Raw genomic sequence first — 20245 nt, 5'->3', positions numbered from 1 at the left:
TCCCTCCGGCAGGAGATAGCCGATCTCTTTGAGGAAGTTCTGGTAGGCCTCCATATCGACCGGCGCGCCATGCTCGCTATACCAGGCATCGAGCTTCGCCTGGAGTTCGTCACGCCGCGCGAGAAGGGCGCGATTTCTTGGTGTCAGGTCATCGACAATGGACGCAAAGTCGGCCCAGAAAGTCGCATTCTCGACGTCGGTGCCTGGTAGTGCCTCGTCGCAAACGCAATCATAGAGTTCCCGAGCAAGCGTTAGCCCAGCGGCTGCAACGACGGATGAGCGAAATGCATCATTCATATTCGCTCCAGATTCACGCGGCATGGCGGGATACCACCGGCAGACTGTCAGCAACGATATGCGCCAGCACGTCGGACGTGGCCGCGGACAATGTCCAGCCAAGATGTCCATGTCCCGTATTGTAAAACACGCCCGGCGCGCGTCCTTTTCCAACACGAGGCATCATATTTGGCATCATTGGGCGCAGCCCGGCCCATGGAACCACACGGTTTGTGTTTACTCCTGGGAACAGGTCACGGGTCCAATCAACCAAAGGCCTGATCCGATCATCTCTGATGTCGCGATTGTAGCCATTGAATTCCGCCGTGCCCGCCACTCGAAGGCGGCCATCGCCGAGCCGGCTGGTAACTATCTTTGCTCGGTCATCAAGCAAACTGACCCAGGGCGCGGCAAACTGGGAGCGCTCGTCGTCAAGGTGTACCGTTATCGAATATCCTTTTACGGGATAGATGTTCAGGCGGTCGCCGAGCATCCCTGCAAATTGACGGCTTGCAGAGCCCGCACAGACTACAATCCCGTCGGCCTGCAAGATTTGCTCGACTCCCTTCCCCTCACCGTTTTGCGCCATATAGGACACCCGGAGCCGGTCGCGGGGGTCGATACGAGCAACCATTGCGTCGTACTCAAACGTGCCCCCTAACCTCTCGCAAGCTCTAGCTAAGCCTATGGTGTATTTGTGAATATCGCCGGTCGAATCCGAGGGCGTGAAAAAGCCGCCGTAAAATTTTCCATGCAACGTAGGTTCAATAGACGCGATCTCTTCTGGCGTCACGGGCCGCCGATCGAGTCCGCCATCCGTGAGCATTCCATTCACCTTCGTTGCGTGGTCGAAACCCAGCTTGTCCCAGTAAATATGTAGAATCCCCCGCGTTACGTGATCAAACTCGATGCCTTCGCGGTCCGCGATGTCAAACATATGCTGCCGAGCGGATATGGCCAGCCGAGCGGTAGCAACGGTGTTGTCGCGGTACTTTGCAATATTGGACACGAATTCGGCTAGCCAACTGTATTTATGCCAGTTCGGCGCAGGATTCATGAGCAACGGAGCGTCTGCCTTGAGCATCCACTTGATGCCTTTAATGACGGTGGACCAGTGATTCCAAACCTCAGCGTTACTCGCTGACAACTGCCCGCCATTTGCAAACGAAGTCTCCATCGCTGCATAGCGTTGCCGCTCGAGGACAGTTACGTCATAACCTTGCATCAAAAGGGCATAGGCAGTCGACACGCCTGTAATGCCGGCGCCAATCACAATTATCTGCGTCATTTGGAACTCCAGAAAGAAGAATGGGTGCAAGCCGATAGACCTGCGGCGACCCCCAAATCTGTCTCCTTTACCTGAGAGCTTAGCCCGGATGACCTGCTGGGCGCTTTCCCCTTCGGTGGGCGCAAAGGCACCTCTCTCCAGATTGTCCTACTGTACGGTCACTTGTGCCTGAGAGTTTCCTTGGGGGGTTGCTCCGTCGGCGTCGGCGCTAGACCGATCTCTCCCGTACAGCGTGCTGAACAACCGATTTATAGATGTTCTTGCCCAGCGATAAACTGGATTTTTGCCGCCTTATTGAAACAAGACAGGCAAAAATCGGAGGTATTTGAAACGCGCGGCGGAATCCGTAGGTATGAAGGGGAGCAATGAGTGCGGCCTCGGCGGTGACATAGTGCGCCGTCGCACCGATCAGCTTCACGCCGCGCTCATAGGCCTGCTTGTAAGGGTTGGCCCCCTTGGCAAAGACTGTGAATTCTGCTCACCCCAATACGGTCTCGACCAGCGTTACCCAGTAGCCAATCCCATACGGCAAAGCTTCGTCATCGAAGTCAAACGCTGGACTATGACACGCAGGTGTTGGCCCATTGCCAAGGAAAATGTAAGCCCCCGGTCGGGCTTCGAGCATGAATGCGAAATCCTCCGCTCCCATGGCAAATTTCACGTTATCGTCAACGGATGCAGAACCGACAAGATCGCGCGCCGCCTGGAGCGCTAGAGTGGTTTCCTCCGTGGAATTAAAGGTCGCTGGAACCGATCGGATATATTTGAACTCAATATCCCCGTCGAAGCCTCGCGCAATGCCTTGGGCAGAAGCAAAAATCTCTTGCTCGGCGAAATCCCGGAGGCGGGATTCAGAGGTTCTGACGGTCCCGCCGATCCCGACCTGATCAGGAATGACATTGTACGCCTGCGCGGCATTTAACTTGGTGATAGAGATTACCAGCGACTCCAGGGGATCGGTCTTACGCGATACCAAGGTTTGCAGGCCAATAATGATTTGGGCTGCAATGACAACGGGATCGACAGTTCTATATGGATGGGCGGCATGGCCACCCCGGCCTTTAACGATGATATCGAAGTCATCTTGGGAGCCCATGATCGAACCATGACGAATGCCGAACTTGCCGACTTCGATGCCCGGGGCGATGTGCATCCCAAAAACCTGCGAGATTCCGAAGCGATCCATGATGCCTTCTTGCACCATTTTAAAGCCGCCCGTTGGAAATTCTGGCTCCTCGGCGGGCTGGAAAATAAGGGCAACGGAGCCCTTGAAGTTGCGGCGCCTCGCAAGATGCTTTGCGGCGCCGAGGAGCATGGCAGTATGACCGTCATGGCCGCAGGCGTGCATTACACCAGAGATTTTTGAGGCCCAAGGCTTATTTGATGTCTCGACTATTGGCAGGGCATCCATATCCGCTCGCAAGCCAATCGTGGGCCCCTCGCCGCCTTCTCCCTGGATCAAGGCGACGACGCCGGTCCCAGCGATTCCGGTTTCAATTTGATTTATTCCAAATGCAGCGAGCTTTTCGGCGACAAACTTTGCGGTATTGTACTCCCGGAAGTAAAGTTCGGGGTTTTCATGTAGATAACGGCGCCAAGTAGTAACTTCGCCTTGCAGTTCGCGGAATTCGTTAATATCTCTCATGTTTGCATAAACCCTTTGACCTCTTAGAACCTATGCCACCTCGCCGTGCATCTCTCATGCGGAAGTGCGACGTAGCTCGATTGGATAGAGCTGTAACTCGAGTCGAACCGGCTGATCGCAACCACTCTCGTAGAATTCAACACCGGATTGAGGACCGACAAATCCTTCGGCTGTCGGATACCCTTTGCGACCTCATCCACCGTCACTTCCAAGTACAACCTTTTTGGGATTTTCGACGGCCGACTGTATCGAAGCTACCATCCTGTTCGATCTTTTCGAGCTTGCTTCCTTTCGAATGACTTTCCATAAATTCTCTATTGCAGCATTTACCCCTTGGTCTCTTCAGCTGGAGTAAACGAGGTAAGCCCACTAGGCTGTGAGGCATCAACCACGACGTCTGTTGCTGACGCGCGCACATGGCAAGCCACAAGACGCCCATCTGCCATTGGAACCAGAGGCGGTACATCGACGCGGCAACGCTCGACCGCAAGCGGACAACGAGGATGGAACGCGCAACCGCTTGGCGGGTTGACCGGGCTTGGCACCTCCCCTTCCACGAGCGCCTCCAGCCGAACCCGGGTTGGGTCAGGCACGGGCGCTGCGGCGATCAGCGCCTCTGTGTAGGGGTGGACTGGCTTGGCAAACAGAGCCTCGGACGGCGCGAGTTCCACAATCCGCCCCAGATACATGACCGCCACGCGATGGCCGATATGCTGGACGACACCAAGATCATGTGAGATGAACACGAAGGCGATACCCATCTGCTGCTGGAGGTCCAGGAGCAGGTTCAAGATCTGTGCCTGCACCGACACGTCAAGGGCTGAGACTGCTTCGTCTGCGATGATCAGTGAGGGTTGAAGAGAAAGCGCTCGCGCAATGCCGAGACGCTGCCGCTGGCCGCCCGACATCTCGGATGGCAGCCTGTGCATCATCTCGGGCGACATTCCGACCTTCTTTAGAAGGTCCGCGGCAAGTGCGTTGCGCTGCTTGCGGCTCAGGCGCTCAAAATTCTCGACGGGCTCGGTGATGATCTGCCTGGCGGTGAGACGTGGGTTCAGCGACGAATAAGGATCTTGAAAGACCATCTGCATTCGACGTCGAAACGTCCGGAGAGCGCCCTTCTTGAGACTCGCTATGTCGGTCCCGTCGATCATGACGCGGCCGATTGTCGGCTCAATGAGGCGCATCAACAGCCGGGCCACTGTCGACTTGCCACAGCCCGATTCGCCAACGATGCAGAGCGTCTCGCCAGCTTCGACGGAAAACGACACATCCTCCACGGCCCGAACGACCGGAATTTTCCTCTTCAGCAATCCAGCGCCAATTGGATAATGCTTGGTCAGATTCTCAACTTTCAGCAACGGACCGCTCATGCCTTAATTACCTCTTCAGAACGCCAGCAGGCCGCTGCGTGACCTGGGATAACATCACGTAGATCGGGCGTCTTCTCGCGGCAGATGTCGATTGCGAACGGGCATCGGGGCGCAAAGCTGCAGCCGATGATGGGCTCACGCAGGCTTGGCACGATCCCGGGAATTTCCGGAAGACGACGCTGTCGACCTTGCCGCCGATGCGGAACAGAGCGCATCAAAGCCCGAGTGTAAGGGTGAGCCGGGCGCGCGAAGAGCTCATTTACCGTGGCCTGCTCGACGATTCTGCCAGCATACATGACGATCACCCGCTGGCATGTCTCGGCCACAACGCCCAGATCATGGGTGATGAACATCACGGCCGTTCCCGTGCGCTCCTTTAGATCCACGATCAACCGCAAAATTTGGGCCTGGATTGTGACGTCAAGCGCAGTAGTTGGCTCGTCTGCAATCAGCAATTCCGGGGAGCAGGCAAGCGCCATGGCGATCATTGTGCGCTGACGCATGCCACCCGACATTTCATGGGGATAGTTATGAACCCGTCGGCCGGCATCAGCAATTCGTACCAGCCGGAGCATCTCTTCGGCCTTTTCCATGGCTGCCGAGCGCGAAGCGTCCGTGTGGATCTGTACTGCCTCGGCAATTTGACGGCCGACCGTGTAAACCGGGTTCAGGCTTGTCATCGGATCCTGGAAGATCATTGCGATTTGGTGGCCACGGATCTGCCGCATCTCCCGATCGGAAAGTCCAAGCAGATCCCGTCCGTGAAAGCGCACTTCACCACCGACCGTCTTTGCCGTCATTCTTGGCAGCAGGCGAAGAATGGAAAGGGCTGTGACGCTTTTTCCGCACCCCGATTCGCCGACAACGCCGAGAGTTTCGCCCTTTTTGATCTGGAAGCTAATGCCCCCCAGTGCGCGCGTAATGCTGTCTTCGCCGTAGAAATGCGTTTCCAGGTCTCTAATATCAAGGAGCACATTGTTCGTTGCTGTTTGAAGCATCTGCATGTCAGCGCCTCCGCTTCGCGCGGGGATCGAACAGATCTCGCAGACCGTCCCCGAGGAGATTGACGGCAAGAACCGTGATCGCAAGACCTATGCCGGGGGCAAAAACCGTCATTGGGGCAATTGCGAGGTACAACCGCGAGCTCGAGATCATGTTGCCCCAGCTCGGAATTTCTGGGGGCACCCCAACACCGAGAAAACTGAGTGCAGCTTCTGTTAGGATCGCGTCTGCGCAGACGATGGCGCTCTGCACCATCAACGGCGGAATTGTACTGGGCAGGATATGCCGCCAAAGCACCTTCGGCAAGCGCGCTCCGCCGCTAAGGGCGGCTTCGACATAAGGACGGCACCGAACGCTCAGAGCTAGAGAACGAACCAGCCGAGTCACACTTGGCATCTGAGGTACCGTAATGGCGAAAATTAAAATCCCGGTTCCTGGCCCTGTCAAAGAGATAAGGGCGATTGCCAACAGGATTGTGGGGATGGACATGAGCCCGTCCATGACCCGCATCACGATATTGTCAAAGGCTCGCACGTAGCCGGAGATGAGCCCGATAAGAACGCCGCCGAGAGCCGCGCCCGCTGCAGATATTAATCCTACCAAAAGCGAAACCTGCGCGCCGTACATGGTGCGCGCGAATACGTCACGGCCGAGATTGTCAGTGCCAAACCACGCATCGGCGGAAGGCGGCTGAAGCCGTTTGAATGGATCCATGTTCAGTGGATCACCAGCGTAAAGCGGAGCAGCGAGAGCTAGAATGATCAGGAGCATCAAAAGGCCCCCGCCCACAGCCACTAGCGGATGCCGCCTTGCCAGGCGAGGCAGGTTAGATAGTCGCAAGCGTCCGGTTGGGACTGTTTCGACTGGTGCGGAAAGATTCGTCATACTAGTACCGGATCCGAGGGTCGACGAGGGTATAAGATAGGTCGACCGCGAGATTGATAACGACGTACAGCCCCGAAACGAGGATAAGCACGCCTTGAATAATGGGATAATCGCGGTTGTTGATCGCATCGACTACCAAACGACCGATACCCGGTATGTTGAACACGGTTTCGGTGATGACGACGCCGCCGATCAGGCCAGCCAAACTTAGGCCGGTGACGGTAAGGATTGGGACACCTGCATTCTTCAGTGCATGGTGGAATAGCATGGCATAGGAAGACGCACCCTTGGCAGCGGCTGTTCTCATATAGTCTTCCGACAGAACCTCGAGCATGCTGGCTCGTGCGATTCGGGCGATGAAAGCAACATAGGGAATGCTCAAAGTTACGGTCGGCAGGATGAGGTGTGTAACCCACAGCGCCAAGTCTTGGTCGATCGACTTGTATCCCTGGACCGGCAGCCAACGGGTGGTGATTGCGAAGAAGTAGATGAGAAAAAAGCCGACGACGAATACCGGAACAGAAAAGCCCAGTGTCGCCAAAGCGATCAGAATGCGATCGACAAGAGCTCCAGTGCGCCAGGCAGCGAGAATCCCTAGAGTCACTCCAACAGTTACCGAAAGGATCATCGTCAGGATGGATAGAGACACAGTCGGTTCCAGCCGCTGTAAGATGAGCTCGATAACCGGCCGCCCGGCAAAGATCGAAGTACCGAAATCGCCGCTGACCATACCGCGCACCCAACGCAAGAACTGAACTAGCATCGGATCGTTCAAACCCATCTGCTGGCGGATGCCTGCAATCACTTCTGCAGTGGCCGATTTGCCGGCAATGATTGCCGCAGGATCGCCCGGTGCCAATCTAAGAAGCAGGAAGACGAAGATCCCGACCATCGCCATGACTGCGATCGAAGAAACCATCCTGCGAAGAATATAACCCATCACGCAGAAGCCCTCTGCATCTTCCTCAGCGGCTGCGGCGTCACTCCAGCATGCAGCGCCTCGATTAGCATGGCTTGTGCCCGAAGAATGGGAGATAGCGATAAAGCCACTCCAGCGGACAATCCCCGCTCAAAGAGATTGCAACGTGAGACTTTCATGCTCAGTTCCCCTTGCTTGCGCGCAACCACGTGCGCCTTGTTCGCTCCCGCGAGAAGCCGAGTTGACCTTTTTCGGTGAACTACGACGTCATAGAAATCATAGACGCCGAGAGCGGCGCGTTCCCGCCAAAATGAGCGAGGTTCTGATGCGCAGAGGTCAGAATCTGGTAAATATTGAAGTTCAAAGCCGGAGCCGGAGCAGCAGCCTACCGGAGCGGGGATTATTTGTGCCCGCGGGTACTGGTTACTCGACAGTCGATTGTCCATCCCTTTACGGAAGGTACAGGGTCCGTCATCCGCGGCCAGTAGACCAAATAAGATAAGTGCTCGAACCTTACGCTGCCTCGCACAAGGAGGTTAGGCTAGTAAGCGCTTGGTGGGGGCAATTCTTCGCCAGGCCAACCGCAAGAAGGCTGTTGTCGCCTCATCCCTAGTTTACAAAGAATGTGTGATTGATTTGCCGAAGCGAGGGTGCAGGACCGCGGACTGCCTACTTGCCACAAGCCATAGCGCATAGCCCCAACTGTGCGCGCTTCTCCGTCGTCGATCGGGGTGCTGGAATGCGGCCGAGTGTCCCCCGCAGCTTGCTGGACAAACTGAGCCGGCAGCCGCTCGCGGATGCCGACAATCATTCTAGGACCGTATTGAATTGCGCACCCGCATCGCCGTCTGAAGCACGGGGACGAGGCGCCCCCGTGCTCGGAACCATCCTGCGGCATGCGGGCCGCCATTGCTCCTCACGCCTTCTGCATGTTCCACATCAGGATGAAATCAGGAACGCCAATGACACCGGTGAGCGACTTACGCCGCGCAATTGGCGAAACAAATTGACCCAAAAAGCCGAAGCCGACGAAATCCCACCAAATCCTTTGCATCTCGCGCGCCAGCGCCCTTCGGTCGTCCAGCGTTTCTACCTCCGCCCATTTAGATCGAAGGGCCTCATATTCCTCGTTCTTCGGCCAACCGTACCACCCCTTTTCGCCATCTGCGGTTAGGTAGGCTGCAGAGATAGGATCGCTGAGCGAGAAATTGGAAGTGCTCGTGATGAACATGCTCCAACCGCCGCTCTCTACTGGCCCTTTGTTCGCCCGCCGCGCAGCAACACCGCCCCAGTCGCTTGGTGCAAGTTCAGCATTGACCCCGATCTTACGCAGCGAGGCCGCGAGAAGCTGCGAAGCGTCGCTGGCTTGCGCCCAACTCGTGGGTTGGAGAATGACCACTTTCTCGCCAGCATACCCGGCCTCCTTAAGGAGCTCCCTGGCCTTCTCCAGGTCGCCGCCCTTTTTGAACCAGCCTGTGTTTTGGTCATTGGAATAAGGCGTATCGTTTCCAAATATCGATGTGAGGGTACGGCCATATTTTGGATCGGGGGCCATGACGCGCAAGAATGCCTCCTGATCGATCAAGTGAAGCATCGCTTGACGCACTTTCACACTGTCAAATGGCTTCTGCAGGCAGTTCATGCGTAAAAACATTGCCTCGCCTCCGCCATCCAGTACCTGGAGGGCAAGGTTGGGGTCACTTTCGATCGCTGAGTAAAGGTCAGCCTGCGGCCTTGGAAGGAAATCAATTTCACCAGCCTGCAAGGCTGAGAACGCGGTCTGCTGATCGGCGATATTTTCCCAGTATACACGATCAACGTTGACGACCTTCCCACCGGCGAATCCATCGGATGGCTCCCTACGCGGCACGTACTTCTCATTGCGGTCATAGGCGAAGCTCGCGCCCGGCTTGGCAAGATCATGGTTGAATTTGAACGGCCCCGATCCGATATTCGCGGTCACCTGCTCGGTGACGGGGCGATCTGCGTCCTTCTCGCGCATAATGAATAGCGGGTAATTAGTAATCTCCGCCAACCGGTCGATTAGCAGCCCCAGGGGCTCCTTGAGTGCGATCGTAAAGGTCCTGTCGTCCTTCTTGGAGATGTCGCTGGCCCGCTCGATCACCAACTGGCCCCCAGACGTCTGCCCCCAGCGGCGAATCGAGGCGACGCAGTCCGCAGCTGTGACGGGGGTGCCGTCGTGCCAGCCCAAGCCGTCCCGCAGTTCGAACGTGTAGGTCTTCTTGTCGTCGGAAACGCCCCACTCCGCCACCATTTGCGGCTGTGGCATAAATTTGGAATCAAGCGAAAACAGAGTGTCGTATACGGCAAATCCGTGGTCGGTTGTGGTATTGGTCGTTGTACTGTACGGGTCAAAGACCGTAAGATCTTGCTTGACCATACGCACCGTCCGCGCATCGGCTGGTGCCGACTGTGCCCGTAGGACTGACGGGATCGTTAGGGCTGTTCCAGCGGCCACGCTCATCTTGAGGACATTGCGGCGAGAGATTGTCATTTCTATTCCCCTTCCAGTTTACGGCGCCGTTGTTCGGCCCTTGTTCAGTCCTGTCGGCGCAGCGAGCGAGGCGGCATGATCCTTCTAAACGCCCCCTCAAGCGGCGACTATGGAAAGCGTAATGACTGGGGGCGGAACGTTTGCGCCAAAATTCACCGACGGTTGAAGGAAAAGCCCTAAAGAGCAGCGTTCTTTGAAATGCACAGGGCTCCGCTGATCTCATGAGGCCAATCTTAAAATCGGCTCAACCCACGTCCCATTCGGGGAGTGTGAGCAAGAGCGTACGAGGAACATGCATGCTCGTGCTTTCACGTCCCGTAGCACGTTTCTACGACCGCCTCCGTGCCGAATGCGGCCCTTGAAGACGAGTTCGAAGAGGCCCAGATTATGACATTCAACGTCAGTCAGAAGGGAGAACGCGTGTGACGGAGCTAATGCCGGAATTGAAGACGCCTAGGCATCGAAATCCAATCGGCCGATGTCTCCCAGCATCTTGATGATCGGAACGTAGTAGTTTGAATCGTAGGCTGCCGCATTCTCCAGCACGCTGAAGAAGACGCCCACCACACCGCTCGTGAGGTCCGCAATCATGTACTGGCCGCCATAGCCACCATGCCCCAGCCAACGGCCGTCGGTGTTCGTTTGATTGCTGTAGCGTAGATGCTCCCGGGGCGGAGACATAGGGATTCCGGCCTGCAAAGAGCCCTCGATAAAGGAGGCGCTGCCTATCCGCTGGTCATCAATACCTTTTCCACGTCTTACAAGGAGCGAACCGTATCGCGCCAAGTCGCGCGCTGTGAGACACACCCCCCCATCCATTGTTGGGAAGCCCTCCCGATCCGTAGTTGTATATAGACAGCCCTCAATCCCTGCCGCGTCAGCAATGTCCGCTAGATAGGAACGCATCGGCCGGCCGCTCACCACTTCAGCAATCATCGCGAGCACATCCGTGTTGGCGGACTTATAATCGACGAAGCCTTTACGGTTGGTCGTGTCCGGCGAGCTTATGGTTGCCAGAAAGCTGCGCATGGTATGCTCGCGCCCGGGTTCGGCCGGCAATCGCCAGCCCATGGCCTCCTCGTGCGCAAAGATAGTAGCATATGGATTGGTGTAGTCCTCACTGTAATCATTGGCGACATCCATGTCCATGACCTGCTGGACCGTCGCAGTGGCATAACCGCTCCTGATCCACGGTAGATAGTGGTCAACCCTATGATTCAGATCAATTTTATTTTCGTCCAGCAAGAGGCCGATCACTAGGTTCATCATCGTCTTGCTGATTGATTGGATGCTGTGCGGACGAGTTGGACCGAAATCCGGCGCGTAGCGCTCGAATAGAAGTTCATCGCCCCGGATGACGGTCATGGCGGAAAACCACGGAAGCGAGGTCAATTGACGGACCGCCTCCATTTCGGCGATGCGGAGATCCATGCATCTGCGGAGCGGCATTACCCGGGCGGCGCGAAAGCTCAGGCCGTAGCGCGCGAGACGATGCAAGTTGTGAAAGCCGTGTCGGCGATAGTCTGGCTGGTTCCAACGGGGCTTGTTGTCTGCACCTACTGTCAGGTCTGGGTTGGTCTCGCTCACAGCATTTCCTCCGGATTTTGCGCGCAGTGTAAGACTGACAATCGATAACAAGTAAGCGAGCTGAGTTTTCGTCAAAGTGCGCTAACTGTTGCAATGGCCACGGCCCCAACCGGGTCGGCATGAAATAGGCGGCGTCGTCTATCCACGACAAGCGCGGCTGCAGCTCTTCGACGGCGCAGCACCTAATGAAATCGTGCGCCCCGCCGCCGGAACACCTGGCGCGCTACATAGATGAGTCGAAGGGGCGCCGGTGTCAGGCTGCGCTGTTCGTGAGACTGTTCTCCCCAAGCCCACACCGACTGTTTGATCCTCGACGACTTAGGCGCTTTTCAGCAGACGAGCATCCCGTATTCCCGCGACAGGCAGAGGGCGTTGGACGGAATGATCGCGGAAGGCGGGTGGCGGGTGGCGTGGGAGTGGTCCCATTAAACCTCACCATCCCGATCTATAAGAACGGGCGGGATGTTCGGAGCAAGGGTGGCAGATACATCCGCTCGATTTCCGCCATGCTTGTCTTGCCTGCCGCGAGACCGACATTGAGGGCGGCCAAGGTCTTTCCGTTGGCCCCTTTCAGAGGGACTGCAAGCGCGCACAGCCCGATTCTTCCTGATTGATGGATGCAAAACCGCGCTCATTCACTTTGCGATCTCTGCCAACAACGTATCAACGTTCGTCACCGTGTACTCTGTCCGAGCAATCAGCTGCGATGCCCGAAGCAGTCGAAGGGTCGTTTCCTCCCCAGCGGCTGCGAGGAGCACGCGTCCCATAGAAGTACAATATGCAGGCAGGCGCGAGCCCGGCATCAATGTTTTCAAGATCACCCGGCGTTGGGCCGCGCGGGCTATGTACACGATCTCGGTTTCGTCGAGGATGGATACCGATGTGCTCTGCCCGATCTCTTCCGAAAGCAGATCGAGGAACGGCTGAGCGATTCGCGGCAGAGGCATCGCTGCCAGGCAGCCGGTGCCAAGCCGGAGCACTAGAGCTCGTGCCGCAGGGCACGTTCGAAACGTGCCCGAGAAGTCTGCGAGATGGGCCTTCGGATGCTCGCCCTTGCGATCCGGACTGTAGAAGTAGGAGACGGCGGGCGGCGTCTCATCGCCCCAGGGACCGCGCATAAATCTCCGACTGCCGGTAGAGTGGAAGATGATCGCAATATTTGGCGGTGAGCACATGCGCGACCAGCCCCGGTCCCGGTTTGCCGCGCTCGATCGGCAGGGACGGCATCGTTGGCTTGACGTCGTTGTCACAGCCCTTGCAGGTGAAGCGCGGCTGCACATGGCGTACGACCCGGAAGGAGGCTGGGACATAGTCGAGCACCTCGGTGACGGCCTCCCCATTGAAGTCGGAGCCACCGCAGACCGGGCAGGCGCAAGCCGCCTGGTGCACGACCTCCTGTCGCGGCAGATGATCCGGCAATGGTTGACGGCTCGGCTTCGCCTTTTCTCGGCTGCCAGAGACGCCACGCGCAGAGACCTCGATCTCGGCCTCCGCCGCCTCGATGTCTTCCAACGCCAGCTCAAGCTGCGCGATCGAGCGTTCGATCTTCTCCGACGAGGCACCGAAGCGGGCCCGTCGCAGAACGGCAAGCTGGGCCTTCAGCTTCTCGATCAAAGTGTCGCGCGAGCGCAGCTTCTGGCTTTGACGCGCCAGTTCCTCGGCCTGTGCGGCGATGATCGCGCGCAGGCTCTCGACGTCATCCGGCAAGTCGGAAAGGCTCTGTCCCATGGCCGGAACGTATAGCTGATTTGGCCTCAGCTCACCAGCTATCACAATGGAAAGATTGGATTTTTGTCCTATGCGACACGCGTCGGCGCAGACGTCCATGACGGCCGCCGCCAGTCGATCCCTTCCCAAAGCATCGCCAGTTGCGCCGCCGTCAGCCGGGCCATGCCATCGGCAGCCGAGGGCCACGGAAAGCGGCCTTTCTCCAGGACCTTGTAATAGCTGCAGAAGCCCTGGCCATCCCAGAACAGAAGCTTGATCCGGTTGCCGCGACGCCCGCGAAAGACGAACACCGATCCGGACGCCGGCTTTTGCCGCAGCGCCGTCTGCACAAGTGCCGTCAGTCCGTCGATCCCCTTGCGCATGTCGGTCACCCCGCAGGCGAGATAGACGCGCGCATTCGCACCCGGTCCCATCATGCTTCTTCCATCGATCGGATCAGGGCCTTCAGTGTTTCCGGCGCGATCGAGGCATCGACCTTCAGGATGCGGCCACCTTTGCAGCCGATCTCGATGCGCGACGGTTTTGCCGATCGTTTTGGTGCGAGCCATTCTGCTGCCGCGGCTCGATCCGTTTCGCCATCCGCATTCGACCCAATCAGCGCCACCGGCAACAACGTCACGCCTGATCCACCCGGCGGCCTGTTATCCCGGCCAAGCTTCTTGCGCGAGGTGTAAATTTGCTGCGGGAGGATGTCGTGCCGGCGGGCAATCTCGGCGACGCCAGAGCCGCTCGTCTCCACCTCGTCCAGAATCCGAAGCTTGTCCTCGTGCGTCCAGATAGGGCGGCGCTCGACGCCCGTCAGAAATTCAACTCGCCCCATAAGTTCACCCTTCGTTACGTCGCTAACTACGGAATTAGCGACGTAACTTCAGCGCACGGGGCAAAATCTCAAAGGCTGCTTCACCGGACGCTTACCATGTCTCTGCTTCTGGCTGGTCTCCCTGTCACAGTAACGGGCACCACAATGAACCGTCTTTGCGGTTCCGGCATGGACGCTGTCATCGCGGTCGCCCGCCGTCAAGTCTGGGGAAGCCGAGCTGATGATCGCCGGCGGCGTGGACAGCATGAGCCGCGCGCCTTTTGTCATGCCGAAGGCCGAGACCGCTTGCTCCCGCAACGCGGAGATCTACGACACCACGATCGGCTGGCGCGGCCCGTCTCGGTCTCACTGCCGACCAGTTCGACGTCATAGCTCAATGAAGCCTTCGCGTCCCAAGGCATCGCCACGCTTCGCGACCTTGGCATTGCCGACAACGACGCGCGCGTGAACCCGAACGGCGGAGCGATCGCGCTTGGACATCCGCTCGGCATGTCGGGCGCCCGCATCTCAGGTACGGGAGCGCTCGAACTCTCGCTGCGCAAGGGCAGGTACGCACTGGCTACCATGTGCATCGGGGTGGGGCCAGGGATTGCGGTCGCGCTTGAGCGCGTCTAACCCAGGCGGAAATGCAGGCTGCTCGCGCTGCATGTGACGCAAGCGACTGGATCGCAAACGCAACTCAACGACCGTCGAACACAACGGCGATTCCGCAAATGAACGAACAAGCTGCAGCACGTCGTCGGCGTACGGGCGTACCTCAGGGTTTATCTAGGACAGCGCGGTCATGAAGACCTAAGTGAGGATGCTACGAGAGGGTGAGCCGCGGGGCTATTCGGCACCGCGGCTCGATTATTTTCTATCCTGATGCGTCAATCGTACCGCTCGGCGTAAGCTTCTCGCGCCGGACCCTGCAGGTCGAACCGTAGCGTTTCGTCGCTTGTATCGGATTTCGCATTCAACAAAAGCTTTGCACGTCAACCGCGGATGCCAACCGTCGAAAGGGTCAGTTTGCAAAGGTCCGTGATGTCATAGATCGGCAACCCTGTCTTTCGCCGAAGAGTATTTGTCACAACCGGGAAACCGGTGCACTCGAAGAGTATCAAAGCAATCTCGGGATGCTCGATGCGGAGTCGCGCGATGCAGCCGCCAACCTCCTGTTCGATCTGCTCGACGTCCGTTCGCACGAGTGGGCGGGCTAAAGCGTTGCGTACGTATATCCCATCTTGAATTCCCCCGATGACTACGCGCTTCCGATCGAAAGCTTGATGTATGCCCAGTAGGTCTTCGGTGCAATGCCGTGAGTCAGCTGTTATTACGGCTAGCTTTTTTGCAGGGGCTAACTGACGCAGCAGAGCATGAACGAGAAGCAGGCTTGAGGTCACGACCGGCACATCGACCGCTGCAGAGATCGCTGCTTGATGACGAATCATAAAGCCGCAGTCAGCAGTGATCACGTCGGCACCTCGATCGACGAGGCGCCGGGCGGCAGCCACACAGGCGCCTTCTAGCGAAGCGTCACCCCGAATGACAACCTCGGCAAAAGCACTCTCCACCATTTCGGTAATTATGGGCCGATTAAAGGTTGCTGGATGGAAGAGCGATTCTTCACGCGGAAGATAAGCCGGGTCGTCAGGCGACAGGCCTTCGTCCAGCTCAAGTATTCCAAGAACGGTACTGCCTTGAGAAGACATTTGGGTGCGGCTCCTTCCTGCCAATAAGCTGTACTGTTTTCAAACATCGTCTAACTTGACACGAAACGGTAACCCTCGTGCGCATTCGGCGGATTAGCAACAGTATACCGGCGGACCTCAACTCATCGATGACCGTAAGTTGCCGTGCTGCCCATTCAGAGCTATGCGTCTGAGATAGTGACGACTCTGCGTGGTGTGTTGGTCAGCACCTCGACTCCTGATTCTGTGACGCGAATTGACTCGCTGAACATGTAGCCAAAATCCTCGTCGAACCAGTTGCCCAACATAAGATGAAAGGTCATGTTCGGCTTCAATTCAGTCATGTCCCCCTTTTGAAAGCTTGCAGTAGGCTCTATCCAACCGATCCCATTGGCGTAACCACAGCGGGACTCTTTCTTCAGGCCATGCTTTTTATAAATCCGGTGGAATGCTGCTGAGACATCGCTGCAGCTACGCCCAGGCCGGATGGTTTCCAGAGCTGCTTCCAAACCGGCGAGGTGCGCATCGTGAACCCGCTGAAGACGCTCCGAGGGCTCACCGATTGAGAAGGTCCGCATTAGCGGAACAGTGTAGCCGTGCCGGACACCAGCGATCTCGATATTGATCTGTGATTCCTTGCGGAATAAGTCCTCGCTCCAACGAATGTGAGCCGTTCCCGTTCGTGGAGAGGAGACAAGGGTGATCTCCGGGATATATGTACCTGGCTTGCCATTCGCGCCCCGTGCAAGCGCCGCCGCAATTTCGGCGACGGCGTCGGCCTCGCGTACACCGATACGTATCACTTCAGCTGCCCGTTGCATCGCAGCGTCCGTGATCGCAGCAGCCTCGCGCATGATGGCGATCTCGAGGTCTGACTTGATGATCCGTATCCACGTCACGAGGTGTGTACAATCCTCAATTCTTGCATCAGAGAAACGGGACCGGAACTTCGTCACCGCGTGGAAGCGCAGCTCTCCGAGTTCGAGCCCTATTCCTCCGGCTTCGAGACCCTTTTCGTACATGAAATCGATAATTGCATCGTAGCCATTTTTTTCTGGAGTACCGATCAGAGTTTCCGGATACGCGACTATTCGGTCACGGCTCATGAACGTTTGGTGGATTGCTGCGGGGGCATCCATCTGACGCAGGATGAAAATGGGTTCTTCCTCGTGAAGCAAAACAATGATTCCCTCAGGCACGTAGCCTGATGGAGTAGTATACCCTGTGAGATACGTTATGTTATGCGTATTAAATACTATAAGCGCCTCAACGCCTCGCCGAGCCATCTCCGACTTAGCGGCGGAAAGCCGACGTAGAAACTCCGCCCTTGGGAAGGCTTGGGGGCCTTTGCAGATCGGCATTGTCTTACTCCCTATTTTGAGAAAACGGTCCTAGGGTGAAGAAGGCGGTCCCAGCTGTTCCTCCGGCCGCGATTCCGCAGAGAAGGCGCGCGAAATGCGTTTCGCGAAGCTTCCAGGTTCTGGCCCGACGGACGACTGACGCCACGAGCCAGTCAGTGCTGCAAGATTTGGCTGAGGAAAAGCTTGGTTCTATCGTGCTGGGGGTTGGTGAAGAAGTCTTTCGGAGTTGCTTCCTCGACAATCCGGCCAGCGTCCATGAAGACCACCCGGTCGGCGACGGCGCGGGCAAAGCCCATCTCGTGGGTGACGCATACCATGGTCATGCCATCGCGCGCCAAGCTCGTCATCGTCTCGAGCACCTCCGACACCATTTCCGGGTCGAGCGCGGAGGTGGGTTCGTCGAACAGCATGATGGCCGGCTCCATGCATAGCGAGCGGGCGATGGCGACGCGCTGCTGCTGTCCACCCGATAGCTGGACAGGATATTTGTTCGCCTGTTCTGGAATGCGCACGCGCTCGAGGAACTTCAAGGCCGTTTTCTTGGCTTCGGCTTCGGACACGCCTTTGATCCACATTGGACCCGCCATACAGTTCATCAGAGCTGTCATGTGGGGAAAAAGGTTGAAGTGTTGGAACACCATGCCGACATTCTTGCGCACCTCGGTCACATCGTGCATTTTGTTATGCAATCGGATCCCATTGACGGTGATCTCGCCCTCCTGGTGCGCCTCGAGCCGGTTGAAGCAGCGGATCAGCGTCGATTTCCCTGATCCGGAGGGGCCGCAGATGACGATGCGTTCGCCCTTACGCACTGTAAGATTGACGTCAGTCAGTGCTCTGAAGGTGCCGTACCACTTGGAAACGTTCGTAGCCTCGATGATTTTGTCAGAAGAAGTTGGCATTAAGGACAACACTCCTGCTGCGTCCGGCTCGTGGCTCTCATTGAGGACATTTTTTAGCCGCTCCATGTTGCTCGCGCTCATCGCACCTTGCTCCTTCCGTAGTGACGTTCAATTCTGCCTTGGATCAGTTCGAGACAGGCAGATAGAATCCAATATATAAACGCTGCAGCAATTAGCATTTCCATATGGTGGAAGGTCGGTTGGCCGATCGTGCGAGCGAGGAAAGTCAACTCCCACACCCCAAGAACCGAGACGAGCGAACTGTCCTTTAGCATCCCAATGAACGTGTTTCCCATTGGTGGGATAATGACCGGGAGCGCCTGCGGAAGGATAATCCTGCGCATAGTCAGAATAAAGCCAAATCCCATCGACCGGGAAGCTTCCCACTGACCACGATCAATGCTTGCAATACCAGATCTGAAGATTTCCGTCATATAGGCGCCAATGCACAGAGACAGCGCCAAAATTCCTGAAGGGACGGCGTTAATGACAATTCCTAATTGCGGTAGGCCGAGATAGATCAGGTAGATTTGCATCAAAAGCGGCAGGCCACGAAAGAACGACGTGTAGAAACTTGCGAGGCCGTATGCAAACCCGTTGGTTGATAGCTTCGCTATGGCGGCCACTATTCCAATCATTGACGCGAACAACAGGGAGAGCGCTGACACATATAGCGTCGTAATCACCCCTTGCGAAATCAAGAGCGGCAGTTTGTCCCATATAAAAGGCAGGCTCAGATTGAATAGATTGAAAAATCCAATGAAAAGAATAAGCAGCTCAAACCACACTACGCCAATTTGAACTCGCAATGGGACAAAGCCTATTAGCACTAGATTGAGGCAGAACATAACCGCGATTGTAAATGCAATCGCGAATCTCCCATACAGGCCGCTTTCCAAGGGGTTGCCTATAACTGGACGCATGAGTTCGCCCAATGTGGTGCTTGTAAGGTTGAAGGTCATGAAGGCCACGAGCACTAGTGCAAAGATGGCGGCAACAAACCAAGGCTTATGGACGAGCACGTCCGATTCGACCGTATCGGGATAAAGCATAAGAAATCCTCCCTAAGAAGCGGCCCAAGCGAGCCTAGGCCGCTGCAAGGTTATTTTTGGGCAGTGTAGTCTGAACCGTACCACTTGATCGAAAGCTTGGAGAGTGTGCCGTCCTCCCTCATGCTCTTGACGGCTGCCGCAACCTTGTCGCTGAATTCCTTATCGCCATGAAGCACGGCAATTACAGCTGGTGTCGACACGAGTGAACTACCGATAATCTTAAATGGATATCCGGCTTCAATTGCCGCCTTTGCAGCCAACTCCTCATCGAGCAGGCCGTCGAGACGAACGCCGTCGCCGAGACGTAGGTCATCTCTTGCGGCGGAGCCGCTATCATAACTTTTTACCTCCCCCGGCGCGAATTCGTACTTTATCGGTGGGGCGTTATAAATTTCGAGTGTGTGTTTCAGGTAGTTTTCTTCCGAAGATCCGGCAGGAACGCCCATCACCTTGCCATCAAGATCGGAAGGTTTACTAGCTTTGCTATCCTTATGAACGACTGCAACTGTGTTGCCCCAGATGTACACAGCTGGAAAGTCGAATAACTTGGCACGCGGCGCCGTCGGCGTCATCTGACCCATGGCAAGATCCCACCGACCTTCCCATATTCCTGAGGTGATGATATCCCAACCGGGGGTTACGAATTTAGCTTCGGCACCCATATGCTTAGCAACGCCTTTGGCGACTTCGACATCAAAGCCGTCCAGCTCCCCCTTTTCATTCATAAACGAGGCGGGATGCCAGTTGGCGCTTGTCGCCACTGTCAGCGTTTTTTTTGCCAGGACGCGATCGAGCACTTCTCCCGCGTGGGCGGAAATAGCGAAAGTCAATGACGCAAATGCGATCGCTGCAGTCGCCGGCCGAGTGAACGTTTTCAGAGGCCAATTCATCTTCATTCCCCTTTGCTTTATTTGTTGGTCCGATAATCCACCTACCCGTAGGCATTATTTGTGGATTATCATTGATAGTTCACGATGATGGGTTCGTTGCGTCAAAATCCAGTCGCTGCCGCAATGGCCGCTTCAAAAATGGCTTCGTTTGAAATGCATCGGCATCCGCGCCAAGCGCCCATCTCGATCGGCATGTTTCATTGCCGCAGTAGGCCCCCCCAGAGGCAACAGCCCCTGTGAGATTCTCGCTCCATTTGTCGACAGAGCCAATACTTGCAAGAGGCGGGGCCTTACCGGTGGCCGAGATCGAGGACGTCATAGCAAAAGCAGTT

The 20245-nt window shown here is 56.6% G+C and carries 18 protein-coding genes, 3 pseudogenes and 1 riboswitch; of the genes and pseudogenes, 1 reads left to right on the top strand and 20 read right to left on the bottom strand.

Annotated features, from left to right (window positions below):
* The 14 genes and pseudogenes from CO656_RS28505 to CO656_RS28445 all read right to left on the bottom strand — a co-directional run.
* Positions 1-297: pseudogene (locus tag CO656_RS28505) on the bottom strand (malate synthase G); the annotation flags it as partial.
* Positions 298-310: 13 nt separating this feature from the next.
* A complete protein-coding gene (locus CO656_RS28500; RefSeq protein WP_097528024.1) occupies positions 311-1564 on the bottom strand; it encodes a D-amino acid dehydrogenase in 1254 nt (417 codons plus the stop codon).
* Between the two features lie 145 nt (positions 1565-1709).
* Positions 1710-1800, bottom strand: a riboswitch (glycine riboswitch).
* On the bottom strand, positions 1773-1982 hold the full coding sequence (locus CO656_RS30415) for a hypothetical protein (protein ID WP_176536710.1): 210 nt from the start codon (positions 1980-1982) through the stop codon (positions 1773-1775). Its footprint overlaps the riboswitch before it by 28 nt.
* 60 nt (positions 1983-2042) lie before the next feature.
* Positions 2043-3209, bottom strand: coding sequence for a M20 aminoacylase family protein (locus tag CO656_RS28495; protein ID WP_097528021.1), 1167 nt, complete (start codon positions 3207-3209; stop codon positions 2043-2045).
* 326 nt (positions 3210-3535) lie between these two features.
* Positions 3536-4582 (bottom strand): dipeptide ABC transporter ATP-binding protein, encoded by a 1047-nt coding sequence (locus tag CO656_RS28490; RefSeq protein WP_234819711.1) that lies wholly within the window; start codon positions 4580-4582, stop codon positions 3536-3538.
* Positions 4579-5586: an ABC transporter ATP-binding protein gene (locus CO656_RS28485; protein ID WP_097528020.1), complete on the bottom strand. Its 1008-nt coding sequence runs from the start codon at positions 5584-5586 to the stop codon at positions 4579-4581. The genes CO656_RS28490 and CO656_RS28485 overlap by 4 nt, the downstream gene beginning before the upstream one ends.
* 1 nt (position 5587) lies before the next feature.
* On the bottom strand, positions 5588-6469 hold the full coding sequence (locus tag CO656_RS28480) for an ABC transporter permease (RefSeq protein WP_097528019.1): 882 nt from the start codon (positions 6467-6469) through the stop codon (positions 5588-5590).
* A 1-nt stretch (position 6470) separates the two neighbouring features.
* Positions 6471-7412 carry an ABC transporter permease gene (locus CO656_RS28475; protein WP_097528018.1) on the bottom strand — a complete coding sequence of 314 codons (942 nt, stop codon included), beginning with the start codon at positions 7410-7412 and terminating at the stop codon, positions 6471-6473.
* Between the two features lie 892 nt (positions 7413-8304).
* The gene (locus tag CO656_RS28470; protein ID WP_097528017.1) at positions 8305-9903 is read right to left on the bottom strand and encodes an ABC transporter substrate-binding protein; all 1599 of its coding nucleotides are present in this window, start codon (positions 9901-9903) and stop codon (positions 8305-8307) included.
* Positions 9904-10356: 453 nt separating this feature from the next.
* A complete protein-coding gene (locus CO656_RS28465; RefSeq protein ID WP_097528016.1) occupies positions 10357-11490 on the bottom strand; it encodes a serine hydrolase domain-containing protein in 1134 nt (377 codons plus the stop codon).
* 445 nt (positions 11491-11935) lie between these two features.
* A pseudogene (locus CO656_RS31495) lies at positions 11936-12470 on the bottom strand (IclR family transcriptional regulator C-terminal domain-containing protein); the annotation flags it as partial.
* Positions 12471-12585: 115 nt separating this feature from the next.
* Positions 12586-13218: an IS66 family transposase zinc-finger binding domain-containing protein gene (locus tag CO656_RS28455; protein WP_202859974.1), complete on the bottom strand. Its 633-nt coding sequence runs from the start codon at positions 13216-13218 to the stop codon at positions 12586-12588.
* A gap of 68 nt (positions 13219-13286) precedes the next feature.
* Complete coding sequence (gene tnpB / locus CO656_RS28450) at positions 13287-13634, bottom strand: IS66 family insertion sequence element accessory protein TnpB (protein ID WP_097528015.1); 348 nt, start codon at positions 13632-13634, stop codon at positions 13287-13289.
* Positions 13631-14038, bottom strand: coding sequence for a transposase (locus CO656_RS28445; RefSeq protein ID WP_097528014.1), 408 nt, complete (start codon positions 14036-14038; stop codon positions 13631-13633). The genes tnpB and CO656_RS28445 overlap by 4 nt, the downstream gene beginning before the upstream one ends.
* A 96-nt stretch (positions 14039-14134) precedes the next feature.
* Between CO656_RS28445 and CO656_RS28440 the strand changes: the two are divergent.
* A pseudogene (locus CO656_RS28440) lies at positions 14135-14653 on the top strand (hypothetical protein); the annotation flags it as partial.
* A gap of 359 nt (positions 14654-15012) precedes the next feature.
* On the opposite strand, the gene CO656_RS28435 reads toward CO656_RS28440, so the two are convergent.
* From CO656_RS28435 to CO656_RS30605, 6 genes are all read right to left on the bottom strand, one after another.
* Entirely contained in the window at positions 15013-15729 is a 717-nt protein-coding gene (locus CO656_RS28435) for a hypothetical protein (protein WP_097528013.1), read from the bottom strand.
* A gap of 161 nt (positions 15730-15890) precedes the next feature.
* Positions 15891-17069, bottom strand: coding sequence for a Xaa-Pro peptidase family protein (locus CO656_RS28430; protein ID WP_097528012.1), 1179 nt, complete (start codon positions 17067-17069; stop codon positions 15891-15893).
* A 152-nt stretch (positions 17070-17221) separates the two neighbouring features.
* On the bottom strand, positions 17222-17971 hold the full coding sequence (locus tag CO656_RS28425) for an amino acid ABC transporter ATP-binding protein (RefSeq protein ID WP_097528023.1): 750 nt from the start codon (positions 17969-17971) through the stop codon (positions 17222-17224).
* Between the two features lie 77 nt (positions 17972-18048).
* Positions 18049-19023, bottom strand: coding sequence for an amino acid ABC transporter permease (locus tag CO656_RS28420; RefSeq protein ID WP_097528011.1), 975 nt, complete (start codon positions 19021-19023; stop codon positions 18049-18051).
* Positions 19024-19073: 50 nt separating this feature from the next.
* The gene (locus CO656_RS28415; RefSeq protein ID WP_097528022.1) at positions 19074-19913 is read right to left on the bottom strand and encodes a transporter substrate-binding domain-containing protein; all 840 of its coding nucleotides are present in this window, start codon (positions 19911-19913) and stop codon (positions 19074-19076) included.
* A 79-nt stretch (positions 19914-19992) separates the two neighbouring features.
* Positions 19993-20245, bottom strand: a 253-nt coding sequence (locus CO656_RS30605; protein ID WP_210201053.1) for a hypothetical protein, incomplete at its 5' end; no start/stop codon positions are given.

It is taken from the genome of Sinorhizobium sp. FG01, from assembly GCF_002531875.1.
In the GTDB taxonomy this organism is placed as follows: Bacteria; Pseudomonadota; Alphaproteobacteria; order Rhizobiales; family Rhizobiaceae; genus Sinorhizobium; species Sinorhizobium fredii_C.
This window is presented reverse-complemented; position numbering and strand designations above follow the sequence as displayed.

What these genes read in the sequence shown, in the direction of transcription:
- CO656_RS28500 (WP_097528024.1), bottom strand. Translation starts at nt 1,564, where the DNA reads ATGACGCAGATAATTGTGATTGGCGCCGGCATTACAGGCGTGTCGACT.
- CO656_RS28495 (WP_097528021.1), bottom strand. Translation starts at nt 3,209, where the DNA reads ATGAGAGATATTAACGAATTCCGCGAACTGCAAGGCGAAGTTACTACT.
- CO656_RS28490 (WP_234819711.1), bottom strand. Translation starts at nt 4,582, where the DNA reads ATGAGCGGTCCGTTGCTGAAAGTTGAGAATCTGACCAAGCATTATCCA.
- CO656_RS28485 (WP_097528020.1), bottom strand. Translation starts at nt 5,586, where the DNA reads ATGCAGATGCTTCAAACAGCAACGAACAATGTGCTCCTTGATATTAGA.
- CO656_RS28480 (WP_097528019.1), bottom strand. Translation starts at nt 6,469, where the DNA reads ATGACGAATCTTTCCGCACCAGTCGAAACAGTCCCAACCGGACGCTTG.
- CO656_RS28470 (WP_097528017.1), bottom strand. Translation starts at nt 9,903, where the DNA reads ATGACAATCTCTCGCCGCAATGTCCTCAAGATGAGCGTGGCCGCTGGA.
- CO656_RS28455 (WP_202859974.1), bottom strand. Translation starts at nt 13,218, where the DNA reads ATGGGACAGAGCCTTTCCGACTTGCCGGATGACGTCGAGAGCCTGCGC.
- tnpB (WP_097528015.1), bottom strand. Translation starts at nt 13,634, where the DNA reads ATGATGGGACCGGGTGCGAATGCGCGCGTCTATCTCGCCTGCGGGGTG.
- CO656_RS28445 (WP_097528014.1), bottom strand. Translation starts at nt 14,038, where the DNA reads ATGGGGCGAGTTGAATTTCTGACGGGCGTCGAGCGCCGCCCTATCTGG.
- CO656_RS28435 (WP_097528013.1), bottom strand. Translation starts at nt 15,729, where the DNA reads ATGTCTTCTCAAGGCAGTACCGTTCTTGGAATACTTGAGCTGGACGAA.
- CO656_RS28430 (WP_097528012.1), bottom strand. Translation starts at nt 17,069, where the DNA reads ATGCCGATCTGCAAAGGCCCCCAAGCCTTCCCAAGGGCGGAGTTTCTA.
- CO656_RS28425 (WP_097528023.1), bottom strand. Translation starts at nt 17,971, where the DNA reads ATGCCAACTTCTTCTGACAAAATCATCGAGGCTACGAACGTTTCCAAG.
- CO656_RS28420 (WP_097528011.1), bottom strand. Translation starts at nt 19,023, where the DNA reads ATGCTTTATCCCGATACGGTCGAATCGGACGTGCTCGTCCATAAGCCT.
- CO656_RS28415 (WP_097528022.1), bottom strand. Translation starts at nt 19,913, where the DNA reads ATGAATTGGCCTCTGAAAACGTTCACTCGGCCGGCGACTGCAGCGATC.